Origin of the sequence: Paenibacillus sp. MAHUQ-63 (assembly GCF_028765165.1) — a bacterium.
GTDB lineage: Bacteria > Bacillota > Bacilli > Paenibacillales > NBRC-103111 > Paenibacillus_E.
On sequence record NZ_JARADB010000007.1, the window covers coordinates 34,214 to 52,315 of the forward strand.

The following is an 18,102-nucleotide window of genomic DNA, read 5'->3' on the forward strand; positions in this document are numbered from 1 at the left end:
TCAGGAGATTAGAAACCTACATACATGTTAGAGGAGGCAATTATTCATGAAATCATTGAAATCATTCAATATCGGTATGGTCGGCTATAAATTTATGGGTAAGGCGCACAGCCACGCTTATAAAGATTTACATATGTTCTTCCCGCAGACGGCGGTGCCGAACATGAAGCTCATCTGCGGGCGAGATGAGAACGGTGTCAAAGCCGCAGCCGAGCAATTCGGCTGGGACGGGTACGTCACCGATTGGCGCGAGCTGGTCTCGCATCCCGATATCGACATCGTCGATATCAATGCGCCCAGCGATGCGCACAAGGAAATCGCGCTTGCTGCGGCGAAGGCCGGCAAGCATCTGTTCTGCGAGAAGCCGCTGGCGCTAACCCTTGCGGATGCAAGGGAAATGCTGGAAGCGGCTGAAGCGGCCGGGGTGAAGCACATGGTGGGCTTCAACTACCGGTTCGCTCCTGCGGTGCAGCTCGCGAAGAAGCTGGTCGAGTCCGGCCGGCTCGGCCAGATCTATCACTTCCGCGCCTGGTTCCTGCAGGACTGGATCGTCGATCCGACGTTCCCGCTCGTATGGCGCTTGCAGAAGGAGATCGCCGGCTCGGGATCGCACGGCGATTTGGGCGCGCATCTGATCGATCTCGCGCATTTCCTGATCGGCGATATGACCGAAGTCATCGGGATGAGCGAGACGTTCGTGAAGGAGCGTCCGCTGCCGAGCTCGATGACCGGGCTGAGCGCCAAAGGCAGCAAGGATGCGCCGCACGGGCCGGTGACCGTCGACGATGCGACGTTGTTCATGGCGCGCTTCGCGAACGGTGCGCTGGGCAGCTTCGAGGCGACTCGGTTCGCCGCAGGTCACCGGTGCACGAATTCATTTGAAATTAATGGCAGCAAGGGCAGCGTGAAGTTCGATTTCGAGCGCTTGAACGAGCTACAGGTGTATTTCACGAGCGATGATGAGGATGTTCAAGGCTTCCGCCGCGTACTGGCGACCGATGCGTCCCATGCTTATATGGATGCTTGGTGGCCTGCCGGCCATACGATCGGCTATGAGCACACGTTCGTTCATGAGGTCGTTGAGCTGATGAACGCGCTGGCGGAAGACCGTCAGCCGGTACCGAACTTCGTAGACGGCGTGAAGTGCCAAGAGGTGCTGGAAGCCGTAGATCAGTCTATTGAGCAGCGCCGTTGGGTGAAGATCAGCGAGGTTTAATCTGGGTATATCATAGGATGGAGAGGGGTTCGTTCGAATGAGCAAACAAGCATTGATTGTCTGGGGTGGCTGGGATGGCCATCAGCCGGAAGAAGTTGCCGGCATTTTCGCCGGGCTGCTGCGTGAAGAAGGCTATGGCGTCGAGGTATCCGATACACTGGACAGCTTCAAGGATGCGGAGCGTCTGGCGAGCGTCGATCTGATCGTTCCCGTGTGGACGATGGGGAAGATTGAAGGCGACCAATTGAAGCCGCTGCTTGCGGCGGTGAAAGAAGGCGGAACCGGGATTGCCGGCTGCCACGGCGGGATGGCGGATTCCTTCCGCAACGAAGTCGAGTACCAGTACATGGTCGGCGGCCAGTGGGTGGCGCATCCCGGCAATGACGGGGTAACGTATACGGTGCGGATCAAAGACGGACAGCATCCTCTCACTGCAGGCATTGAAGATTTCGTTGTCGTCTCGGAGAAATATTATATGCATGTGGATCCGGCGATTCAGGTGCATGCCGTGACGGATTTCGGCGATGTCGAGATGCCCGTGGTCTGGACGAAAACGTATGGCGCGGGCAAAGTGTACTATAACTCGCTGGGCCATCAAGCGAACATCGTGCGGATGCCGGAAACATTGGAACTTATGCGTCGCGGCCTGCTCTGGGCTACGCGATAACGAAGAGGGGGAAGCGGGACATGAGTAAGAAGAAAGTCGGTATTATCGGCTGTGGAAATATTAGTGCGGCCTATATGAAGAATATCCCTGGATTTGCGCACCTGGAGCTTGTTGCTTGCGCCGACATCGATCTGGATAGAGCGAAGGCGCGGGCGGAGGAGTTCCAAATTCCTCATGCCTACACGGTTCAAGAGCTTCTGAACGACCCAAGCATCGACATAGTCATAAATTTGACGATCCCCGCCGCACACGCCGAGGTCTGCATTCAGGTGCTCGAAGCGGGCAAGCACGTCTATGTGGAGAAGCCGCTTGCGGTTACGCGTGAGGAGGGGACCCGAATCCTGGAGATTGCCCGCAGCAAAGAGCTGCTCGTCGGCAGCGCACCCGATACGTTCCTCGGCGGCGGCATCCAGACCTGCGTGAAACTGATCCAAGACGGCTGGATCGGTACGCCGATCGCGGCAACGGCCTTCATGATGGGCAAAGGGCACGAGCATTGGCATCCGGATCCGGAGTTCTACTATGCCAAAGGCGGCGGCCCGATGTTCGATATGGGACCTTATTACTTAACGGCATTAGTCGCTCTGCTCGGGCCGATTCGCCGGGTTACAGGTTCAACGGGGGTCAGCTTCCCTGAACGGACGATCAAGAGCGAGAAGAAGCGCGGCCAGAAAATTACGGTCGAAACGCCGACGCATATCGCAGGCGTTCTGGATTTCCACAGCGGTGCGATTGCGACTTTGGTCACTTCCTTCGATATCATGGGCGGCACGCAGCTGCCGAACATTGAAATCTACGGCAGCCACGGCTCGCTGCGCGTTCCCGATCCGAACACCTTCGGCGGCCAAGTGATGATCCGCAAGAACGGATCCGATTGGGAGCCGATCCCGCTGTCCCACGGCTACAAGGATAACAGCCGCGGCTTGGGCGTTGCGGCCATGGCGCAAGCGCTGATCACCGGCGAGCGTGAAGCGCACCGCGCGAACGGCGACCTCGCCTACCACGTGCTTGAAGCGATGCACGGCTTCCATGATGCGTCCGATACCGGACAGCATTATGTGATGAAGAGCTCCTGCGAGAAGCCCCTGCCGCTTGCGCCGGATTCCGTGTTATAATAAATCATAATTTCATCCTCCTCTTGGCTTAAGAGGGGGATTTTTATTTATACGGGAGGGAATGCGAATGCAGAGAATAGCCGTTGTGACTGATTTTGACGGTACGTTGATGGAACAGGATGTCGGAGACGAAATTATGGATCGGCTGGCCATCACATCGCAACCTCAAGTGGTGGAAGCGTCGCGGCTTTTCCGCGAGAAGAAGGCTGGTTCCCTAGCCTGGATCGAGGCGGCTTATCCGCTTCTGGACGGCAGGCAGGAACAGGTGGACCGCATTCTGGAGAGCGTGCATTTGCGCGAGGGGGCGCGGGCTTTTGTAGATTTCTGCATAGCCAAGGGCTCGCCGGTTACCGTGCTTAGTGACGGGATGCAGTACTATATTGAGCAAATTTTGCGCCGCGAACAGCTCAGCGTCAGCACGGTCATCGCCAACCCGATTCGCTATGAATCGGACGGAAGCTTTCAGTTCGGGGTGCAGAATAAGAATGAAGCGTGCTCATGGTGCGGTTGCTGCAAAGCCAGTGTCGTGAAGCAATTGAAGGAAGATGGCTATCTGGTCATCTATATTGGAGACGGCAGCAGCGATTATTACGGTTCGGGCTTTGCCGATTGGATTTTTGCGCGGGGCAGTCTGGCCCGGTACTTGGCAGGGGAAAATACGGCGTATTATCCGTTCGAAACTTTTCACGATATTATGCAAATCATAGCACCGAATTGGGAATCCTATGTAGATGGAACAGCGGCCCGCCGTTTGCAGGGGAGGTTTCCTGCGGCTTGCGTCTTTCCTTGAATCCTGCTGATGTATGGCCAAGGGATGCAATCCTGGATGCAGTCCCTTAGCCGATTGGGTATGAAGGGTTCATTACGGGTCGTACGTTAAGGGTTAAGGGAGATGCTCTTTAAGCGTTTCGACGAGTTCATTCTGAATGCCGGCTTCGCTGTGCTGCCATATAATTTCGAAAAGCACGCCCAATCCGGGCAAAACGCGTTCCTCACCGCCGATGGAATCTTCAATAATTTCTTGAAGCTCGTCATTGGATTTATTCTGGACTCGCTGAACGATAGCCTGTCTTAACGTAATATTCATGCATGGACCTCGCTTCCGTATCGGTATCGATACTAATATGCGCAAGTTGCTCATCCTTCATCCTCTCTTGCGCGCAGGCCTTAATTTGCCACCGTGTAAGCTTATGTGGGGATAGTATGCTATAATTTATGTATAACATTGGGAATATGGAGGAAGCGTCAGCCGATGAGAAAACAATTTGCTATTATTGGAATGGGAAGATTCGGATCCAGCATTGCCAAAACCTTGTCGCAGCTTGGCTTTGAGGTCATGGCGATCGATTTCCGGGAAGAAACGGTGCAAGACATCTCCTCGATCGTTACGCACGCCGTGCAAGCGGACTCAACGGATGAGGAAGCGCTCCGTGCGCTGGGCATCCGCAATTTCGACGTTGTCGTTGTCGCCATCGGCGAGGACATCCAAGCCAGTATTTTGACAACATTAATTTTGAAAGAAATGGGCATACCTACGGTAGTTGTGAAAGCGGTCAACGATCTTCACGGCAAGGTGTTGAAGAAAATCGGCGCCGACAAGGTCGTGTATCCGGAACGGGATATGGGGCAGCGCGTCGCTCACCATCTGATCTCCTCCAATATCGTGGATTACATAGAGCTGTCCTCGGATTACAGTATCGTGGAGATTCAAGCCTCCCGCCAAATGATCGGGAAAAATTTAAAAGAACTCGATATTCGCGCCAAATACGGGTGCAACGTGATTGCAATTAAGCAAAACGATAAGCTGATCATTCCGCCAAGTGCGGATGAAACGCTCCGGGCCCAAGATATTCTGGTCATTGTGGGTAAAAATTCGAATCTTCAACATTTTGAAGTGACTTTTGCAGAGTAGGTTGTTGTGGAAATGAATCCAATAGAAATCATGTCGGTACAGAACGCCCGCGTCAAAGAATGGGCGCAGCTCCTGGAGCGCAAGGGCAGAGACAAGCAAGGGAAATATATTATTGAAGGCTACCATCTCGTTGAGGAGGCGCTGCATGCAGGGGCTTCCGTGGAAACGATTCTATACAGCGTGGACAAAGGGGCACCGGCCGGCCTAAGCGCCTTGGCGCCGGCTGCTGTGGAATGGGTCGGCGTCTCGCAGGCCGTCCTGGAGAAATGCTCGGACACGCAGACGCCGCAGGGCGTGCTGGGGATCGTCGCTCGGTCGCGGCTCGGCATGGATGAGCTGCTCGCGGGCGAGCACGATCTAGTTGTGGTCCTGGACGGCGTTCAGGACCCCGGCAATCTCGGCACCATCATCCGCAGCGCGGATGCGGTCGGTGCCCGTGCGGTTGTGCTCGGCCGGGGCACGGTCGATCTGTACAATCCCAAGACGATCCGGTCGACGATGGGATCGATGTATCATCTGCCGATCGTGGAGGCGGATCTGGCGGTGCTGCTGCCGCGCGCGCGTGAGCGCGGCGTGCGGCTCGTGACCACGAGCCTGCAGGCGCAGCGCTCGTGCTACGACACGGACCTGCGGCAGCCGGCTTGGCTGATTTTCGGCAACGAGGGCCGGGGCGTGTCGCCGGAGGTGGCTGCACAGTCGGATGTGCAGGTGATCATTCCGATGCAGGGCAAGGCCGAATCGCTGAATGTGGCGATGGCGGCGACGGTGCTGCTGTTTGAGGCTTCGCGGCAGCGGCTGGGCGGGCGTGTGTAGGGGTCGATGCTATGCTTGCTAAATTGTTTATATAAACCCAAGGGCCACAACTCAAATGTTGTGGCCCTAATTTATGTTGGATCCACGCACGCCTTCGCGGATGTCGTGAAATGCACAGTTGAATGTCGTCAAAACGGTAGTGTGGAAATGCGAAGTTTGGTATGATTCAGAAACCGCAAAGAAACCGACAATAGGAAGATGGATAAGACTGTCGAGCCCCGCTCGGCAGTCTTTTAACGAAGATCAATGGGAGGGAGTCAGATTGAAGTTCCCGCATATTTCCTGGAATTCGATTCGTTTCAAGCTGGTCGTGGGGCTGCTGCTTGTGACCGTCCCGCTCATTACATTACTTCTGTACAATAACTTTTATAGTATTCGAGTCGTACACAACCAAGTGGCGTTATCCAATAAAAATTTAATTTCTTTATACATGGGGCAAATTGACACGCAGTTAAGAGATGCGGAGCGCAATCTGATTGGGTTAATGACTTCCGATTATGACATTCAATCCATGAACATCCCCAATTCCGAGGACGAATATCAGTTGGCCAAGCATCATGTATCCATTAAACTTTCAAGCGATATTCTTCTTTATAAATCGATTGACGCGTTCTTCGTCTACTCCGACTCTCGAAGCGATTTGCTAGACGTGTTCAAATTGAACATCGAATTTGCCGAACGGGATCAGGTAGAGCAAGAGCTGCATCGAATTCTGGGCAGTCATCCCAGCCTGAAGGAGAACGGAAGCCGGTGGTTCGTTAGGAAAATCGGACAAGACTTTTATGCATTGCGTGTTCTTCGATCGGGGGATCTCTATATCGGAGCTTGGGTGAATGCGAAAACTTTGCTGGTTCCGCTCAACTTGATCGATTTAGGCAAGGAAGGGAGCGCTCTGCTCGTCAGCAAAGCGGGGGAGCTCATGATCAGCACCGATACACTGCCGGACGGGCAGATCGATTTGACGAAAGGATTCGAGCATTTCTATATGTCCGGCAGCAAGAACAGTTTGCTAATCGTCGGAGAGCCTTCACAGGAAGGGAATTTTAGCCTGGCTGCAGTCATACCGGACCGGCAAATTTTGCAGAACCTGCCGAATTTATCGCGCCTAACGCTGTTTATTTCGATCATCTCCATTGCCTTATTACCACTAAGCCTGTTCCTTCTTCGTCATGTCTTACTTGTCCCTTTAAAGCGTTTGATTACAGTGATGAAGAGGATTAATGACGGCAATGTAAATGTGCGGATCGAATCCTACAAGGCTTCGGATGAAATTCAGCTGGTGAATCGGACGTTCAATCATATGATGGCGCAAATTGAGGAACTGAAGATCCATGTCTATGAAGAACAGCTGAGTAAACAGAAAGCGGAACTTCAACATTTGCAGCTTCAGATCAACCCGCATTTTTTCATGAATTCGCTAAACATTCTGTTTAACCTGGCTCAAGTGAGAAACTACGAGTTGATTCAGGAGATGACGTTATGCTTGGTTCGCTACTTCCGTTTTATGTTTCAAAGCAATTTAACGTTCGTCTCCTTGCGGGAGGAGCTTCAGCACGTGCGGAATTACGTTCGCATTCAGGAGCTGCGTTTTCCGGATAGCCTCACTTGTTCGATTGACGTACCGGATTTTCTGGAGAACATACCGATCCCTCCGCTGGTGATTCAGTCGTTTCTGGAAAACTCGATTAAGCACAGTGTAACCCTGGAAGAACCGATTCATATCTCCGTTTCGATCGATCTGAAGGAAACAGGCTTGGAGCCTTACATCGAGATTATCGTTCGCGATACGGGAAAAGGATTCTCTGAACATGTATTAGCCATGATTCGCTCAGGGAACACGGTGATAGATGAACAAGGAGAACATATCGGCATATGGAATGTCCGTAAGCGGCTGGAGCTTTTATACGGGGGAAAAGCTTCGATTTCGTGTTATAACGGTTTTCCTCAAGGTGCAGTCGTGGAAATTAAGCTGCCCTATGAAACGAAACTTTAGGAAAGGGGTTAGAGATCATGCTTCAGCTCCTCATTGTGGATGATGAAATTCATGCCGTAGAAGGAATCCGGTCTGGCGTCAATTGGGAAAAGCTTGGGATATCGTCTGTATTCTCAGCCTTTACGGTGAAACAAGCCAAGGAAGTATTCGAGAGCGAACGGATTGATATTATGCTGTGCGATATCGAGATGCCGCAAGCGAACGGGCTCGAGCTGGCGGAGTGGGTTAGTGAGAAGTACCCGCTGACGTTGACCATTTTCCTAACCTGCCATGCGGATTTTAAATATGCCAAACAAGCTCTCCAGCTCGGGAGTATCGACTATATTCTTAAACCGATTCCATTTATTGAGCTGGAGAAGACGATCCAGAAAGCGATTGGCAAAATTCAAAAGGATTCGGAATTGGCTCAGTTCAGTCAATATGGCCAATTCTGGTTCCAGCACCAGCCGATGCTGATCGAGCGCTTCTGGATGGACCTTATCCATCAAGCGATTCCGCCTGCGGCGGAGGCGGTTCGGAATGCCGCCGCGGAACGGAACATTCCTTATGATGAAGCGATGACTTTTGTCCCCGTGCTCCTCAGTGTTCAAAGATGGCATAAGGGTCTGACTTTGCGTGAAGAGAAAATCATGGAGTATGCCCTTAAGAATGCCGCAGAAGAGTTGATTGTCGGGAACAAACAGAACGGACAAGTGATAGCGCTCGACGGCGGCAGGCTGCTTGCTATTCTACCGGCTGAAGGCAATGCCGATCCAGAATTGCTTCTGAAGCATAAGTGTGAAAGCTATATAGCGGCATGCGGGCAGTACTTTTATTGCGATCTCTCCTGTTATATCGGCTCACCCGTGCACGGACATGACATATACAGCATGGTCAATCGCCTTCGTGATGTTGAGAAAAACAATGTTGCATACAACAATAAGGTTTTCCTGGTCTCCAGTTATCCCTTACAATCCTCCCTGCATGCGCTGCCGGATATGGGATTATGGGCCGTTATGATGAAGGAAGGAGAGTTCGATAAAGTTCTTCAAGATGCCATCGCATACGTGGAACGAATGGTGCAACAAGATCGGTTGGATGCCAAGCTGCTTCAACAATTTTATCAAGATTTTCAGCAAATGATGTATGTTGCTCTGCAAACGAAAGGCATTCAGGCTCATCAATTGTTTGGTGATAACGTTTCATTGAATTTCTCCGAAAATGCGACCCGTTCCGTAACGAATTTAGTCTCATGGATGAATCATGCCGTTGGCAGGGCCATGGAATACGCTGACACCGTCGGGCAATCCGAAAGTGTGGTTAACCGGGTCATCAGTTACATTAAACGTCATATCGCAGAGGATTTGTCGCGTGAAGATATTGCCAATCACGTGTTTCTCAATCCTGATTATTTGACCCGCATATTTAAGAAGGAGACCGGGATGGCTATCTCCGACTATCTCTTTCAAGAGAGGCTTAAGCTTGCTCAAGAGCTGCTTGTGAAGACCGATATGCCCATAAGCGCAGTCGCTTCCCATATCGGGTATGCTAATTTCTCACATTTCTCCCGCATGTTTAAGAAACACACCGATATGAATCCTAACGAGTACCGTCAACTGCATCAACAATCAGAGCTAACAGGTGGTCGGCAAATGCATAATGAAAAGTCGTGAACGGGGCAGAGCCGGGTTCGGGGTAAAGATACAATATAAATATCTTCACTGCTGGATCCGCATGATCGGAACCGGTTTCAACAGATGAAAACATTTGCAAATGGGGGAGTACAATGAAGAAGAGATTAACAGCAACAAGCACGCTCGTAATAGGGGCCATGCTCTTCTTATCCGCTTGCGGCGGTAATAACACCGGCACGGCTTCGCATGAAGGGGATACCGCTGCGAAGGCGCCGGAGAAAACGGTTGAACTGAACGTTGCCTATCCGATTTTCGGTTCGGTGCCGAAGGACTTGCCGGTTGTGCAGGATGCCATTAATAAAATTGCTCAGCAGAAGATCAATGCTACGGTGAAATTGACACCGATCAGCTTCGGGAACTGGGAGCAGCAGGTTAACTTGATGCTTAGCAGTAACGAAAAGCTGGATCTCATGGTTGTGACAAGCAACCTGTATAGCGGCTTAGCGGCGAAGGGACAGATTGTCGCGTTGGATAAGCTGCTGGAATCCCACGGTCAAGGCATTCAAAAGTCCATGGATTCGGCCTATTTGAATGCAGCCCGAATCGGGGGTTCCACCTACGCGGTTCCTACAATTCGGGATTTTGCCGCTAGCCAAGGCTTGACGATGCGGAAGGACCTGGTTGACAAGTACCAAATTGATGTCAGCAAAATACGCTCATTGGATGACGTAGAAGCCATATTGAAATCGATGAAAGAGAAGGAACCGAATCTAACCCCGCTCGTCCCGGGAAATATCGGCCGAACGATGCTTGATTCGTATCGTTGGTTCGATACCCTTGGCGACTCGATTGGCGTTCTGCCGAATTACGACAATAACTTGAAAGTCGTGAATCTATACGAAAGCCAAGAATACGCAGATTTTCTCAAAAAAATGCGCAGCTGGTACTCATCCGGGCTGATTCTGAAAGACGCTGCGACGAATAAAACGTCCCAATTCGATTTGTTGAAGTCGAACCGCGGCTTCGCCTACTTCTCGAATATGAAGCCGGGCTTCGAGCAGCAGGAATCGAAGAGCAGCGGTGTACAGGTCGTGACAGCAAATTTAGTTCAACCGGTTTCTACAACAACGAACGTCACCAATATCATGTGGAGCGTTCCAATTAACTCCAAGACACCGGAGAAAGCTATGGACTTCCTTAATTTGATGTATACCGATAAAGAGATCGTCAATCTGTTCGATTGGGGCGTGGAGGGCAAGCATTACGTTGTTAAATCGGATCATGTGATCGATTATCCGCAAGGCGTAGATGCGAAAACCTCGGGCTACAGCTTGAATATGGGCTACCTGTTCGGTAATCAGTTCCTCTCTAACGTGTTTAACGGCGAGGACCCGAAGATCTGGGAGAAGATGGACCAGTTCAACAAATCGGCGATTAAATCAAAAGCTCTTGGCTTTACATTCGATGCAACAGCCGTGAAGGCCGAGTATGCGGCAGTGTCCAATGTGATTACGCAGTATAAGCTTCCGCTTGAAACAGGCAGCGTTGACCCGGAGAAGACGCTTCCGGAGTTCATCTCCAAGCTGAAATCCGCCGGAATCGATAAAATTATTGCGGAGAAGCAAAAACAGCTGGATGCCTGGGCCAAAAGCAGTAAATAAGGAACTGGCTGCACCGATGCCCGCCAACCCGCAGGTTGAGCGGGCATTGCTACGCGCAAACCTACTCTAAAGAAAAGAGGATATACCGATGCTGCATACGATTCCGTTAAATGATGGCTGGATGTTCACCAAAGCAAACGATCCGTCTTACGCGAGCGAGTACATGAAGGAATGGCAAGGGGTTACGCTGCCGCATACTTGGAACGATAGGGATGGTCAAGGCGGGAACGAGCCGTATGACCGAGGGGCTTACTGGTACCAAAGAAAGCTGGAGATTGCCGCGGAGGATATTGGCAAACGTCACTATTTGGAAATTGGGGCTGCCGGCAATATCGGCCATGTGTATGTCAACGGTCATCTCGCGGCGGAGAGCCGCTGCGGCTATGCGATGTTCCGCGTACCCTTGGATCCTTATTCGAGAGTGGGGGACAACCTGATTTCGATTCAGGTAGACAACAGTTACGACAATGAAGTGTACCCGCTCTTAGCGGATTTTACGTTCTTCGGCGGCCTTTATCGAGAAGTGAAGCTGCTGGTTATGGACGATATTCACTTTGACGTGATGGACAAAGGACGCGACGGCGTCTATCTGACTCAGAGCCCTCAGGGTGACGGGAGCTTTCAATTGGACGTCCAGGGTCGTGTTGTGAATGAATCCTCCAGTACTGCGCAGGGCTATGTGGAGGTCCGGCTTACTGATCAAGAGGGAAGCGCAATATGGGAGGACAACATGGAGCTAGCTCTGACGGGCGAAGCCGGGTTTGCGTTCAAAGGGCGGATCAGCAGTCCGGTACTCTGGGACGGCGTTGAGCAGCCTTATTTATACACAGCCATGATTACCGTAAGTGTGCAAGGACAAATCCTGGATTCGCGTCAAATTCCGATCGGATTTCGAACGGTTGAGCTTTCTTCCGATCGAGGTGTGATTTTGAACGGTAAGCCCATTCCCATCAACGGTGTGTGCCGGCATCAGGATTTCGGAGGCGTAGGCAATGCCATTACGAAGGAACATATGGACCTGGACATGGACATCATCAGGGAGGTAGGCGCCAACAGCATCCGGCTCGCGCACTATCAGCATGACGATTATTTCTACAGCCTCTGCGACCGGTACGGGCTCTTGGTATGGGCCGAAATCCCGTACATTAGCATTCCGTCCACGAAGGATCCGGAAAGCCGCAACGCCTTCGATCAACTCGAGCGCCTGATCAAACAAGCGTATAATCACAGCTCCATCTATTGCTGGGGCGTTCAAAACGAAATCACAATCGCCGTGGAGACGGAGAATACGTACCGAACGATCCAAAGGCTGGTCGATGCTGCAAGGCAGTTGGATCGCAGCCGATTCGTTGCTCAGGCGAATATTAACGGAGTGGCGGATGACAGTGTCATTAACGGCTTTACCGATCTAGTCGGCTATAATCTGTACTATGGCTGGTATTATGGCGAGATCAAAGATCTTGGAACGAGACTCGACGAGTTTCACCAGGCAAGACCGGATGTTCCTGTGCTGGTATCGGAATACGGAGTCGACACGAACACGAACTATCACTCATACACCCCGAAAGTCCAGGATTACACAGAAGAATATCAGTTGATGTTTCATCATAACGCGCTGGAAACGTTCCGGGAACGGCCTTTTGTGCTCGGCGGCTATGTGTGGAACATGTTTGATTTCGGAAGCGCGAACCGCAATGAAGGCGGGGAGAAAGGGAAGAATCTGAAAGGGCTTGTGACCATCGATCGAACCTTGCGAAAGGATTCCTTCTATCTGTGCAAGGCTTATTGGTCCAAGGAGCCTTTCGTACATCTGGCAGGACGCCGCTTCGTCCACAGACACCAGGAACGGAACGACATTGTTATTTTATCAAATATGGACCATATTCGCGTTTATCACAATGATGTGCTGCTTGCGGACATGAGCGGCAGTCAACGCGTGTTCCAAGTGAAAGACGTTGCGTTGGTACAAGGAATTAATCGTATGCGTGTCGAGGCTATGCAAGAAGATGGCATGGTTCATACGGATGAAATGCTTTTAACCTTTGTTGCGGAAGCGGATCAGAGCTATATCCATGTGAAAGAAGAGAAAACAAAGCATGTCGTCAATTGGTTTGAGAACTTCGACCTGTCCGGGGGCGGGCAGATCGAACTGAAGGATGGATACTACTCCATCTATGATACCATCGAAGACCTCTACAGCCATGCGGATGCGAAAGCGGTATTTCTCAAATATTTTGGGCATACGACAAAGAATCCGTTCTTTGAAGTGACCAAAGGGGTCATGTCCATTGAGAAAATGTCCCAGCTCGCTTTTTACGAAATCCCTGCGGAATTATTGCCGGTTATACAAAAGGAATTGAACATCATCCCGAAATAACGATGATATGGCCTCGCCCGGTCCACTTGACCGGCGGGGCTTTTTGACTGTCAATCATCCGATAGTCGGCAAAGTGCAATTCGGAAGTCGTGGGAACGGTAGTGAGGGGATCGGGCGATCGATTACTATGAGATTACGAAAAGAAACCTACATCTAGCCGAAACTGAAAGGGGAATTCAGGAATGAAAAAGAGCACGCAGAGCCTGGCGGCGAAGAGAATATGGAAATACAGCCCGCTCTATCTCATGATGCTGCCCGGCATTGCTTATTTGTTAATCAATAACTATTTGCCAATGTTCGGACTCGTCATTGCCTTCAAAGACATTAACTTCGCGAAGGGCATATGGGGGAGTGACTGGGTCGGATTTCAGAACTTTAAGTTCCTGTTCCAAACGTCGGATGCGTATGTGATTACGCGAAATACGATTTTATACAATGCGGCCTTTATCGTAATCGGTCTTGTCGTTGCCGTAGCTTTCGCGATTCTGCTGAACGAAATTAAAAGCAAGTTCGCATCGCGAATGTATCAAAGCCTTATTATTTTACCGTTTTTGATTTCCATGGTTTTGGTTAGTTATTTGGTATTTTCCATGCTTAGCATAGAGAGCGGATTTATGAACAAGACGGTCTTGCCGCTGTTTGGCATTGACCCGGTATCCTGGTACAACGAACCGAAATATTGGCCGGTCATTCTGACACTTGTCCATACCTGGAAAGGAGCCGGTTACGCCTGTATTATCTATCTCGCGGCAATCATCGGCATTGACCCGGAATATTACGAAGCCGCAACCCTGGACGGGGCATCCAAATGGCATCAGATACGTCTGATCACCATTCCGCTGATCACTCCCGTCATCATCATGCTGACGCTCCTGCAGATCGGCCGTATTTTCTACTCCGATTTCGGTCTCTTCTATCAAGTGCCGATGAACGCAGGCGCCTTATTCGATACGACGAACGTGATTGACACGTACGTATTCCGGGGCCTGCTGCAGCTGGGCAATATCGGGATGTCATCGGCGGCAGGCTTCTACCAGTCACTCGTCGGATTCGTGTTGGTGATTGTGTCCAACTATGTTGTACGAAAAATTAATAAAGAAAACGCTTTGTTCTAAGGGGGATCACCATGAATCAAGAAAATAAAGCTTGGCAGTGGGCAGCCCACACAGTGATGATCTTATTTTCGCTAACGTGCTTGCTTCCGTTTGTACTGCTCGTCATGTCCTCGATCACGGACGAGACAACGATCCTGCAAACCGGCTATTCCTTCTTTCCCAAGCAGTTCAGTTTATCTGCCTATGCATACTTGTGGGAGCAATCGTCGCTTATTTTTAACGCATATGGCATTACCATTCTCATCACGGTTGTCGGAACCGTTGCCAGCTTAGCCATCACGTCGATGCTTGCTTATCCGTTGTCGCGCCGGGATTTGCCGGGGGGGACGTTCTTCGCTTTCGTCTTGTTCTTCACCTTGTTATTTAATGGGGGTCTTGTTCCGACCTACTTGGTCTATACCCAGCTGCTGGATATGAAAAATACGCTCTGGGCGCTCATCGTTCCCGGACTGCTCATGAACGGCTTCAATGTCCTGTTGATGCGGACCTTCTTCATGACCACGATCCCCGTGCCGGTTCTCGAATCGGCTAGTATCGACGGGGCAACGGAATTCAAGATGTATTATAAAATCGTACTGCCCTTGTCGCTGCCGATTCTGGCTACGGTCGGTTTATTTCAAGGGCTGGCATATTGGAACGATTGGAATAACGGATTGATCTATGTAACGGATCCGAAGCTGTTCAGCCTGCAAAATGTGCTCAATCGCATTATGAGCGATATTCAGTTCCTAGCCAGCAATGGCGATCTAAGTGCGAGCGCAGGGGCAAAGGTCGCCCAATTGCCAAGTGAAACGTTCCGTATGGCGATCGCGGTCATTGCCGTAATCCCGATCCTCATGGCTTACCCGTTTTTCCAAAAGTATTTCGTGAAGGGCATGACGATCGGAGCTGTGAAAGGCTAACAAGATGAAGTGGATTACAGAGAGGAGAATGACGATGAAACGCGATTTGAAACGTATCATCTCGGAAATGACATTAGAAGAGAAGGCCGGACTTTGCTCCGGTCTGGACTTCTGGAACACCAAAGGAATGGAGAGACTGGGCATTCCCTCGGTCATGATGACGGATGGGCCGCACGGGCTGCGCAAGCAGCGCGCCTCGGCCGACCATCTGGGTCTCTTCGACAGTGTGCCGGCCACTTGCTTCCCATCTGCAGCGGGGCTGGCGACTTCCTGGGACAGAGAATTATTGCGCAAAGTAGGCGTTGCGCTCGGAGAGGAATGTCAGGCAGAGGAAGTCGCCGTACTGCTCGGTCCCGGCGCCAACATCAAAAGATCGCCGCTATGCGGGCGAAACTTTGAATATTTCTCGGAGGATCCGTACTTGTCCTCCGAGATGGCGGCGGCGCACATCCAAGGCGTTCAAAGCCAAGGCGTGGGGACGTCCTTGAAGCATTTTGCCGCGAATAATCAAGAACACCGCCGAATGTCAACCAACGCGGTTGTCGATGAACGAACGCTCCGGGAGATCTATTTGGCAAGCTTCGAGGGAGCCGTCAAACAAGGACAGCCTTGGACTGTGATGTGCGCCTATAACAAGCTTAACGGGGAGTTCTGCGCGGAGAACGAACGGCTGCTGACCGATATTCTGAAGGAGGAGTGGGGCCACGAGGGCTTCGTCGTATCCGACTGGGGCGCGGTGAACGAGAGGGCTGACGGCCTTGGGGCCGGACTTGAGCTGGAGATGCCCTCCTCCGCGGGTGCGGGCGACCGGAAGATTGTGGAGGCAGTCAGGAGCGGGCGGCTTTCCGAAGATAAGCTGAACGCTGCGGTAGAGCGATTATTAAGCGTGATCTTTAAAGCGGTTGATCATAAGAAACCGGATGCGGCCTATGATGCCGAAGAGCATCACCGTCTGGCCCGGGAGGTGGCCCGGGAGAGTATGGTCTTGCTGAAGAACGAGCACAACGTTCTCCCGCTAAGCCAGGAGGGCCGCATCGCCGTTGTTGGAGCTTTGGCCGGTCAACCGCGATACCAAGGCGGTGGCAGCTCGCACATCAAGCCGACGAGGCTGGATGATATTGTTGAAGAGATATCGAAGTCGGCGGGGAGCCGGGCAACGATCACTTATGCCAAGGGATACGATCTGGACAGTGACGCTTCCGATACGGCGCTATGGGAAGAGGCGATCCGGACGGCTAGGGAGGCTGATGTAACGGTTGTTTTTGCCGGATTACCCGAGCGTTATGAGTCGGAAGGCTTTGACCGCACGCATATGTGTCTTCCCGACAATCAAGTCAAGCTGATTGAAGCGATAGCTGCCGTTCAGAAGCGGGTAGTGGTCGTGCTTAGCAACGGGGCTCCGATCGAGATGCCTTGGCTTGACGGCGTGAGTGGAGTGCTGGAGGCCTACTTGGGCGGTCAGGCGATGGGGGGAGCGATTGCGGACCTGTTGTTTGGCGCTGCCAACCCTTGCGGCAAATTGGCCGAGACATTCCCCGTACAGCTCAGCGATAATCCGTCTTATTTATTTTTCCCGGGAGATGGAGATAGGGTTGCGTATAGCGAAGGGATTTATGTCGGATATCGTTATTACGATACGAAGAAGCTGCGCCCTCTGTTTCCTTTCGGGTATGGCTTAAGCTACACGAGCTTTGAGTATTCCGATTTGACTGTCGATCGAGCACAAATCCAGGACAATGAACAAGTGGTCGTTTCCGCCAAGGTAAGAAACAGCGGACACCGGGCAGGGAAAGAAATTGTTCAATTGTATGTTCGTGACGTTACGAGCAGCATATCCCGTCCGGACAAAGAGTTGAAAGGCTTCGTTAAAGTCAGTCTGGAGCCCGGTGAGCAACAGACCGTGACGTTTACTTTGGATAAAAGAGCGTTCGCGTATTACCACGTTGGCCTGCAGGATTGGTATGTCGAGACAGGTGACTTTGAGCTGCTGATCGGCAAATCTTCAGCGGACATCGGATTGAAGGCCACCGTTCATGTGACGTCTACTTCAGTAATAAAGACTACATTTACGCGGAATTCAACAATTGGGGATGTCATGGAGCATCCGGAATCGGCGCCAGTCGTCATGGAGCTTGTGAAGCATTCTCCGTTCGCTTCTGCTGCAGATGGTGAAGGAGACAGCTTAACCTCCGACATGATGGCGGCGTTCCTCAAGTATTTGCCGCTTCGGGGGCTGGCAGCATTCAGCGGAGGCGCATTAACTGAAGACATGTTGGATGCGGCTATCGTCAAGCTGAATCGATAGCTTACTTGTGGACTTAATCCCGATGTGGCGCAGAACCGCGGTACATCGGGATAATCATATTTAATCTATCGGATTAAGAAAGATGGTAGACAAAAAGGTAGAAAGGAGATACCATTAGTTCATAATTTAATAATGTACTAAATAGAGGTGCAAGTATTCAGGTATGGGTGCTTGCTTAAAAGGGAAGCTCGGTACGAAGCCGACGCGGTCCCAACCACTGTAATTGCTGAGCGACTCTTCATTGATGCCACTGTCTTGCTTGCGAGATTGGGAAGGCGAAGAGAAGCAATGACGCATAAGCCAGGAGACCTGCCTTTATTTATGGCGTTTCTAATTCTTTGGGGGTGAGAAGAGGGAACACGTTGGAATGCACTGATAAGGCTTATTTGGTAATGCCTGTGTCCAGGCAATCT

14 protein-coding genes and 1 riboswitch are annotated in these 18,102 nt (G+C 51.4%); of the genes, 13 read left to right on the forward strand and 1 reads right to left on the reverse strand.

The window, feature by feature from the left end:
• The first annotated feature begins 46 nt into the window (after positions 1-46).
• The 4 genes from PUT07_RS29285 (at position 47) to PUT07_RS29300 (ending at position 3,788) form a co-directional block, all read left to right on the forward strand.
• Entirely contained in the window at positions 47-1,216 is a 1,170-nt protein-coding gene (locus tag PUT07_RS29285) for a Gfo/Idh/MocA family protein (RefSeq protein WP_379240907.1), read from the forward strand.
• A gap of 37 nt (positions 1,217-1,253) precedes the next feature.
• Positions 1,254-1,883 (forward strand): ThuA domain-containing protein, encoded by a 630-nt coding sequence (locus tag PUT07_RS29290; RefSeq protein WP_274472321.1) that lies wholly within the window; start codon positions 1,254-1,256, stop codon positions 1,881-1,883.
• Between the two features lie 20 nt (positions 1,884-1,903).
• Positions 1,904-2,998 carry a Gfo/Idh/MocA family protein gene (locus PUT07_RS29295; RefSeq protein WP_274472322.1) on the forward strand — a complete coding sequence of 365 codons (1,095 nt, stop codon included), beginning with the start codon at positions 1,904-1,906 and terminating at the stop codon, positions 2,996-2,998.
• 67 nt (positions 2,999-3,065) lie between these two features.
• Entirely contained in the window at positions 3,066-3,788 is a 723-nt protein-coding gene (locus PUT07_RS29300) for an MtnX-like HAD-IB family phosphatase (protein WP_274472323.1), read from the forward strand.
• Positions 3,789-3,881: 93 nt separating this feature from the next.
• Here PUT07_RS29300 and sspI read toward each other — a convergent pair whose 3' ends face one another.
• Positions 3,882-4,085: a small acid-soluble spore protein SspI gene (gene sspI, locus PUT07_RS29305; protein ID WP_274472324.1), complete on the reverse strand. Its 204-nt coding sequence runs from the start codon at positions 4,083-4,085 to the stop codon at positions 3,882-3,884.
• A gap of 165 nt (positions 4,086-4,250) precedes the next feature.
• On the opposite strand from sspI, the gene PUT07_RS29310 reads away from it, so the two are divergent.
• The 9 genes from PUT07_RS29310 (at position 4,251) to PUT07_RS29350 (ending at position 17,689) form a co-directional block, all read left to right on the forward strand.
• Positions 4,251-4,910 carry a potassium channel family protein gene (locus PUT07_RS29310; RefSeq protein WP_274472325.1) on the forward strand — a complete coding sequence of 220 codons (660 nt, stop codon included), beginning with the start codon at positions 4,251-4,253 and terminating at the stop codon, positions 4,908-4,910.
• Positions 4,911-4,931: 21 nt separating this feature from the next.
• Entirely contained in the window at positions 4,932-5,723 is a 792-nt protein-coding gene (locus PUT07_RS29315; protein WP_274472526.1) for a TrmH family RNA methyltransferase, read from the forward strand.
• Between the two features lie 262 nt (positions 5,724-5,985).
• Positions 5,986-7,716: a sensor histidine kinase gene (locus PUT07_RS29320; RefSeq protein ID WP_274472326.1), complete on the forward strand. Its 1,731-nt coding sequence runs from the start codon at positions 5,986-5,988 to the stop codon at positions 7,714-7,716.
• 17 nt (positions 7,717-7,733) lie between these two features.
• A complete protein-coding gene (locus PUT07_RS29325; RefSeq protein ID WP_274472327.1) occupies positions 7,734-9,368 on the forward strand; it encodes a response regulator transcription factor in 1,635 nt (544 codons plus the stop codon).
• Between the two features lie 113 nt (positions 9,369-9,481).
• A complete protein-coding gene (locus PUT07_RS29330; RefSeq protein ID WP_274472328.1) occupies positions 9,482-10,990 on the forward strand; it encodes an ABC transporter substrate-binding protein in 1,509 nt (502 codons plus the stop codon).
• Positions 10,991-11,078: 88 nt separating this feature from the next.
• Entirely contained in the window at positions 11,079-13,367 is a 2,289-nt protein-coding gene (locus PUT07_RS29335; RefSeq protein WP_274472329.1) for a glycoside hydrolase family 2 protein, read from the forward strand.
• Between the two features lie 182 nt (positions 13,368-13,549).
• Positions 13,550-14,482: an ABC transporter permease gene (locus tag PUT07_RS29340; RefSeq protein WP_274472330.1), complete on the forward strand. Its 933-nt coding sequence runs from the start codon at positions 13,550-13,552 to the stop codon at positions 14,480-14,482.
• An 11-nt stretch (positions 14,483-14,493) separates the two neighbouring features.
• On the forward strand, positions 14,494-15,384 hold the full coding sequence (locus PUT07_RS29345) for a carbohydrate ABC transporter permease (RefSeq protein WP_274472331.1): 891 nt from the start codon (positions 14,494-14,496) through the stop codon (positions 15,382-15,384).
• A 34-nt stretch (positions 15,385-15,418) separates the two neighbouring features.
• Positions 15,419-17,689 (forward strand): beta-glucosidase family protein, encoded by a 2,271-nt coding sequence (locus PUT07_RS29350; RefSeq protein WP_274472332.1) that lies wholly within the window; start codon positions 15,419-15,421, stop codon positions 17,687-17,689.
• Positions 17,690-17,817: 128 nt separating this feature from the next.
• A riboswitch (cobalamin riboswitch) is annotated at positions 17,818-18,020 on the forward strand.
• Positions 18,021-18,102 lie beyond the last annotated feature (82 nt).

Excerpts from the sequence above, each read along its gene's own strand:
- PUT07_RS29285 (WP_379240907.1), top strand. The coding sequence starts at position 47 with ATGAAATCATTGAAATCATTCAATATCGGTATGGTCGGCTATAAATTT.
- PUT07_RS29290 (WP_274472321.1), top strand. The coding sequence starts at position 1,254 with ATGAGCAAACAAGCATTGATTGTCTGGGGTGGCTGGGATGGCCATCAG.
- PUT07_RS29295 (WP_274472322.1), top strand. The coding sequence starts at position 1,904 with ATGAGTAAGAAGAAAGTCGGTATTATCGGCTGTGGAAATATTAGTGCG.
- PUT07_RS29300 (WP_274472323.1), top strand. The coding sequence starts at position 3,066 with ATGCAGAGAATAGCCGTTGTGACTGATTTTGACGGTACGTTGATGGAA.
- sspI (WP_274472324.1), bottom strand. The coding sequence starts at position 4,085 with ATGAATATTACGTTAAGACAGGCTATCGTTCAGCGAGTCCAGAATAAA.
- PUT07_RS29310 (WP_274472325.1), top strand. The coding sequence starts at position 4,251 with ATGAGAAAACAATTTGCTATTATTGGAATGGGAAGATTCGGATCCAGC.
- PUT07_RS29325 (WP_274472327.1), top strand. The coding sequence starts at position 7,734 with ATGCTTCAGCTCCTCATTGTGGATGATGAAATTCATGCCGTAGAAGGA.
- PUT07_RS29330 (WP_274472328.1), top strand. The coding sequence starts at position 9,482 with ATGAAGAAGAGATTAACAGCAACAAGCACGCTCGTAATAGGGGCCATG.
- PUT07_RS29335 (WP_274472329.1), top strand. The coding sequence starts at position 11,079 with ATGCTGCATACGATTCCGTTAAATGATGGCTGGATGTTCACCAAAGCA.
- PUT07_RS29340 (WP_274472330.1), top strand. The coding sequence starts at position 13,550 with ATGAAAAAGAGCACGCAGAGCCTGGCGGCGAAGAGAATATGGAAATAC.
- PUT07_RS29345 (WP_274472331.1), top strand. The coding sequence starts at position 14,494 with ATGAATCAAGAAAATAAAGCTTGGCAGTGGGCAGCCCACACAGTGATG.
- PUT07_RS29350 (WP_274472332.1), top strand. The coding sequence starts at position 15,419 with ATGAAACGCGATTTGAAACGTATCATCTCGGAAATGACATTAGAAGAG.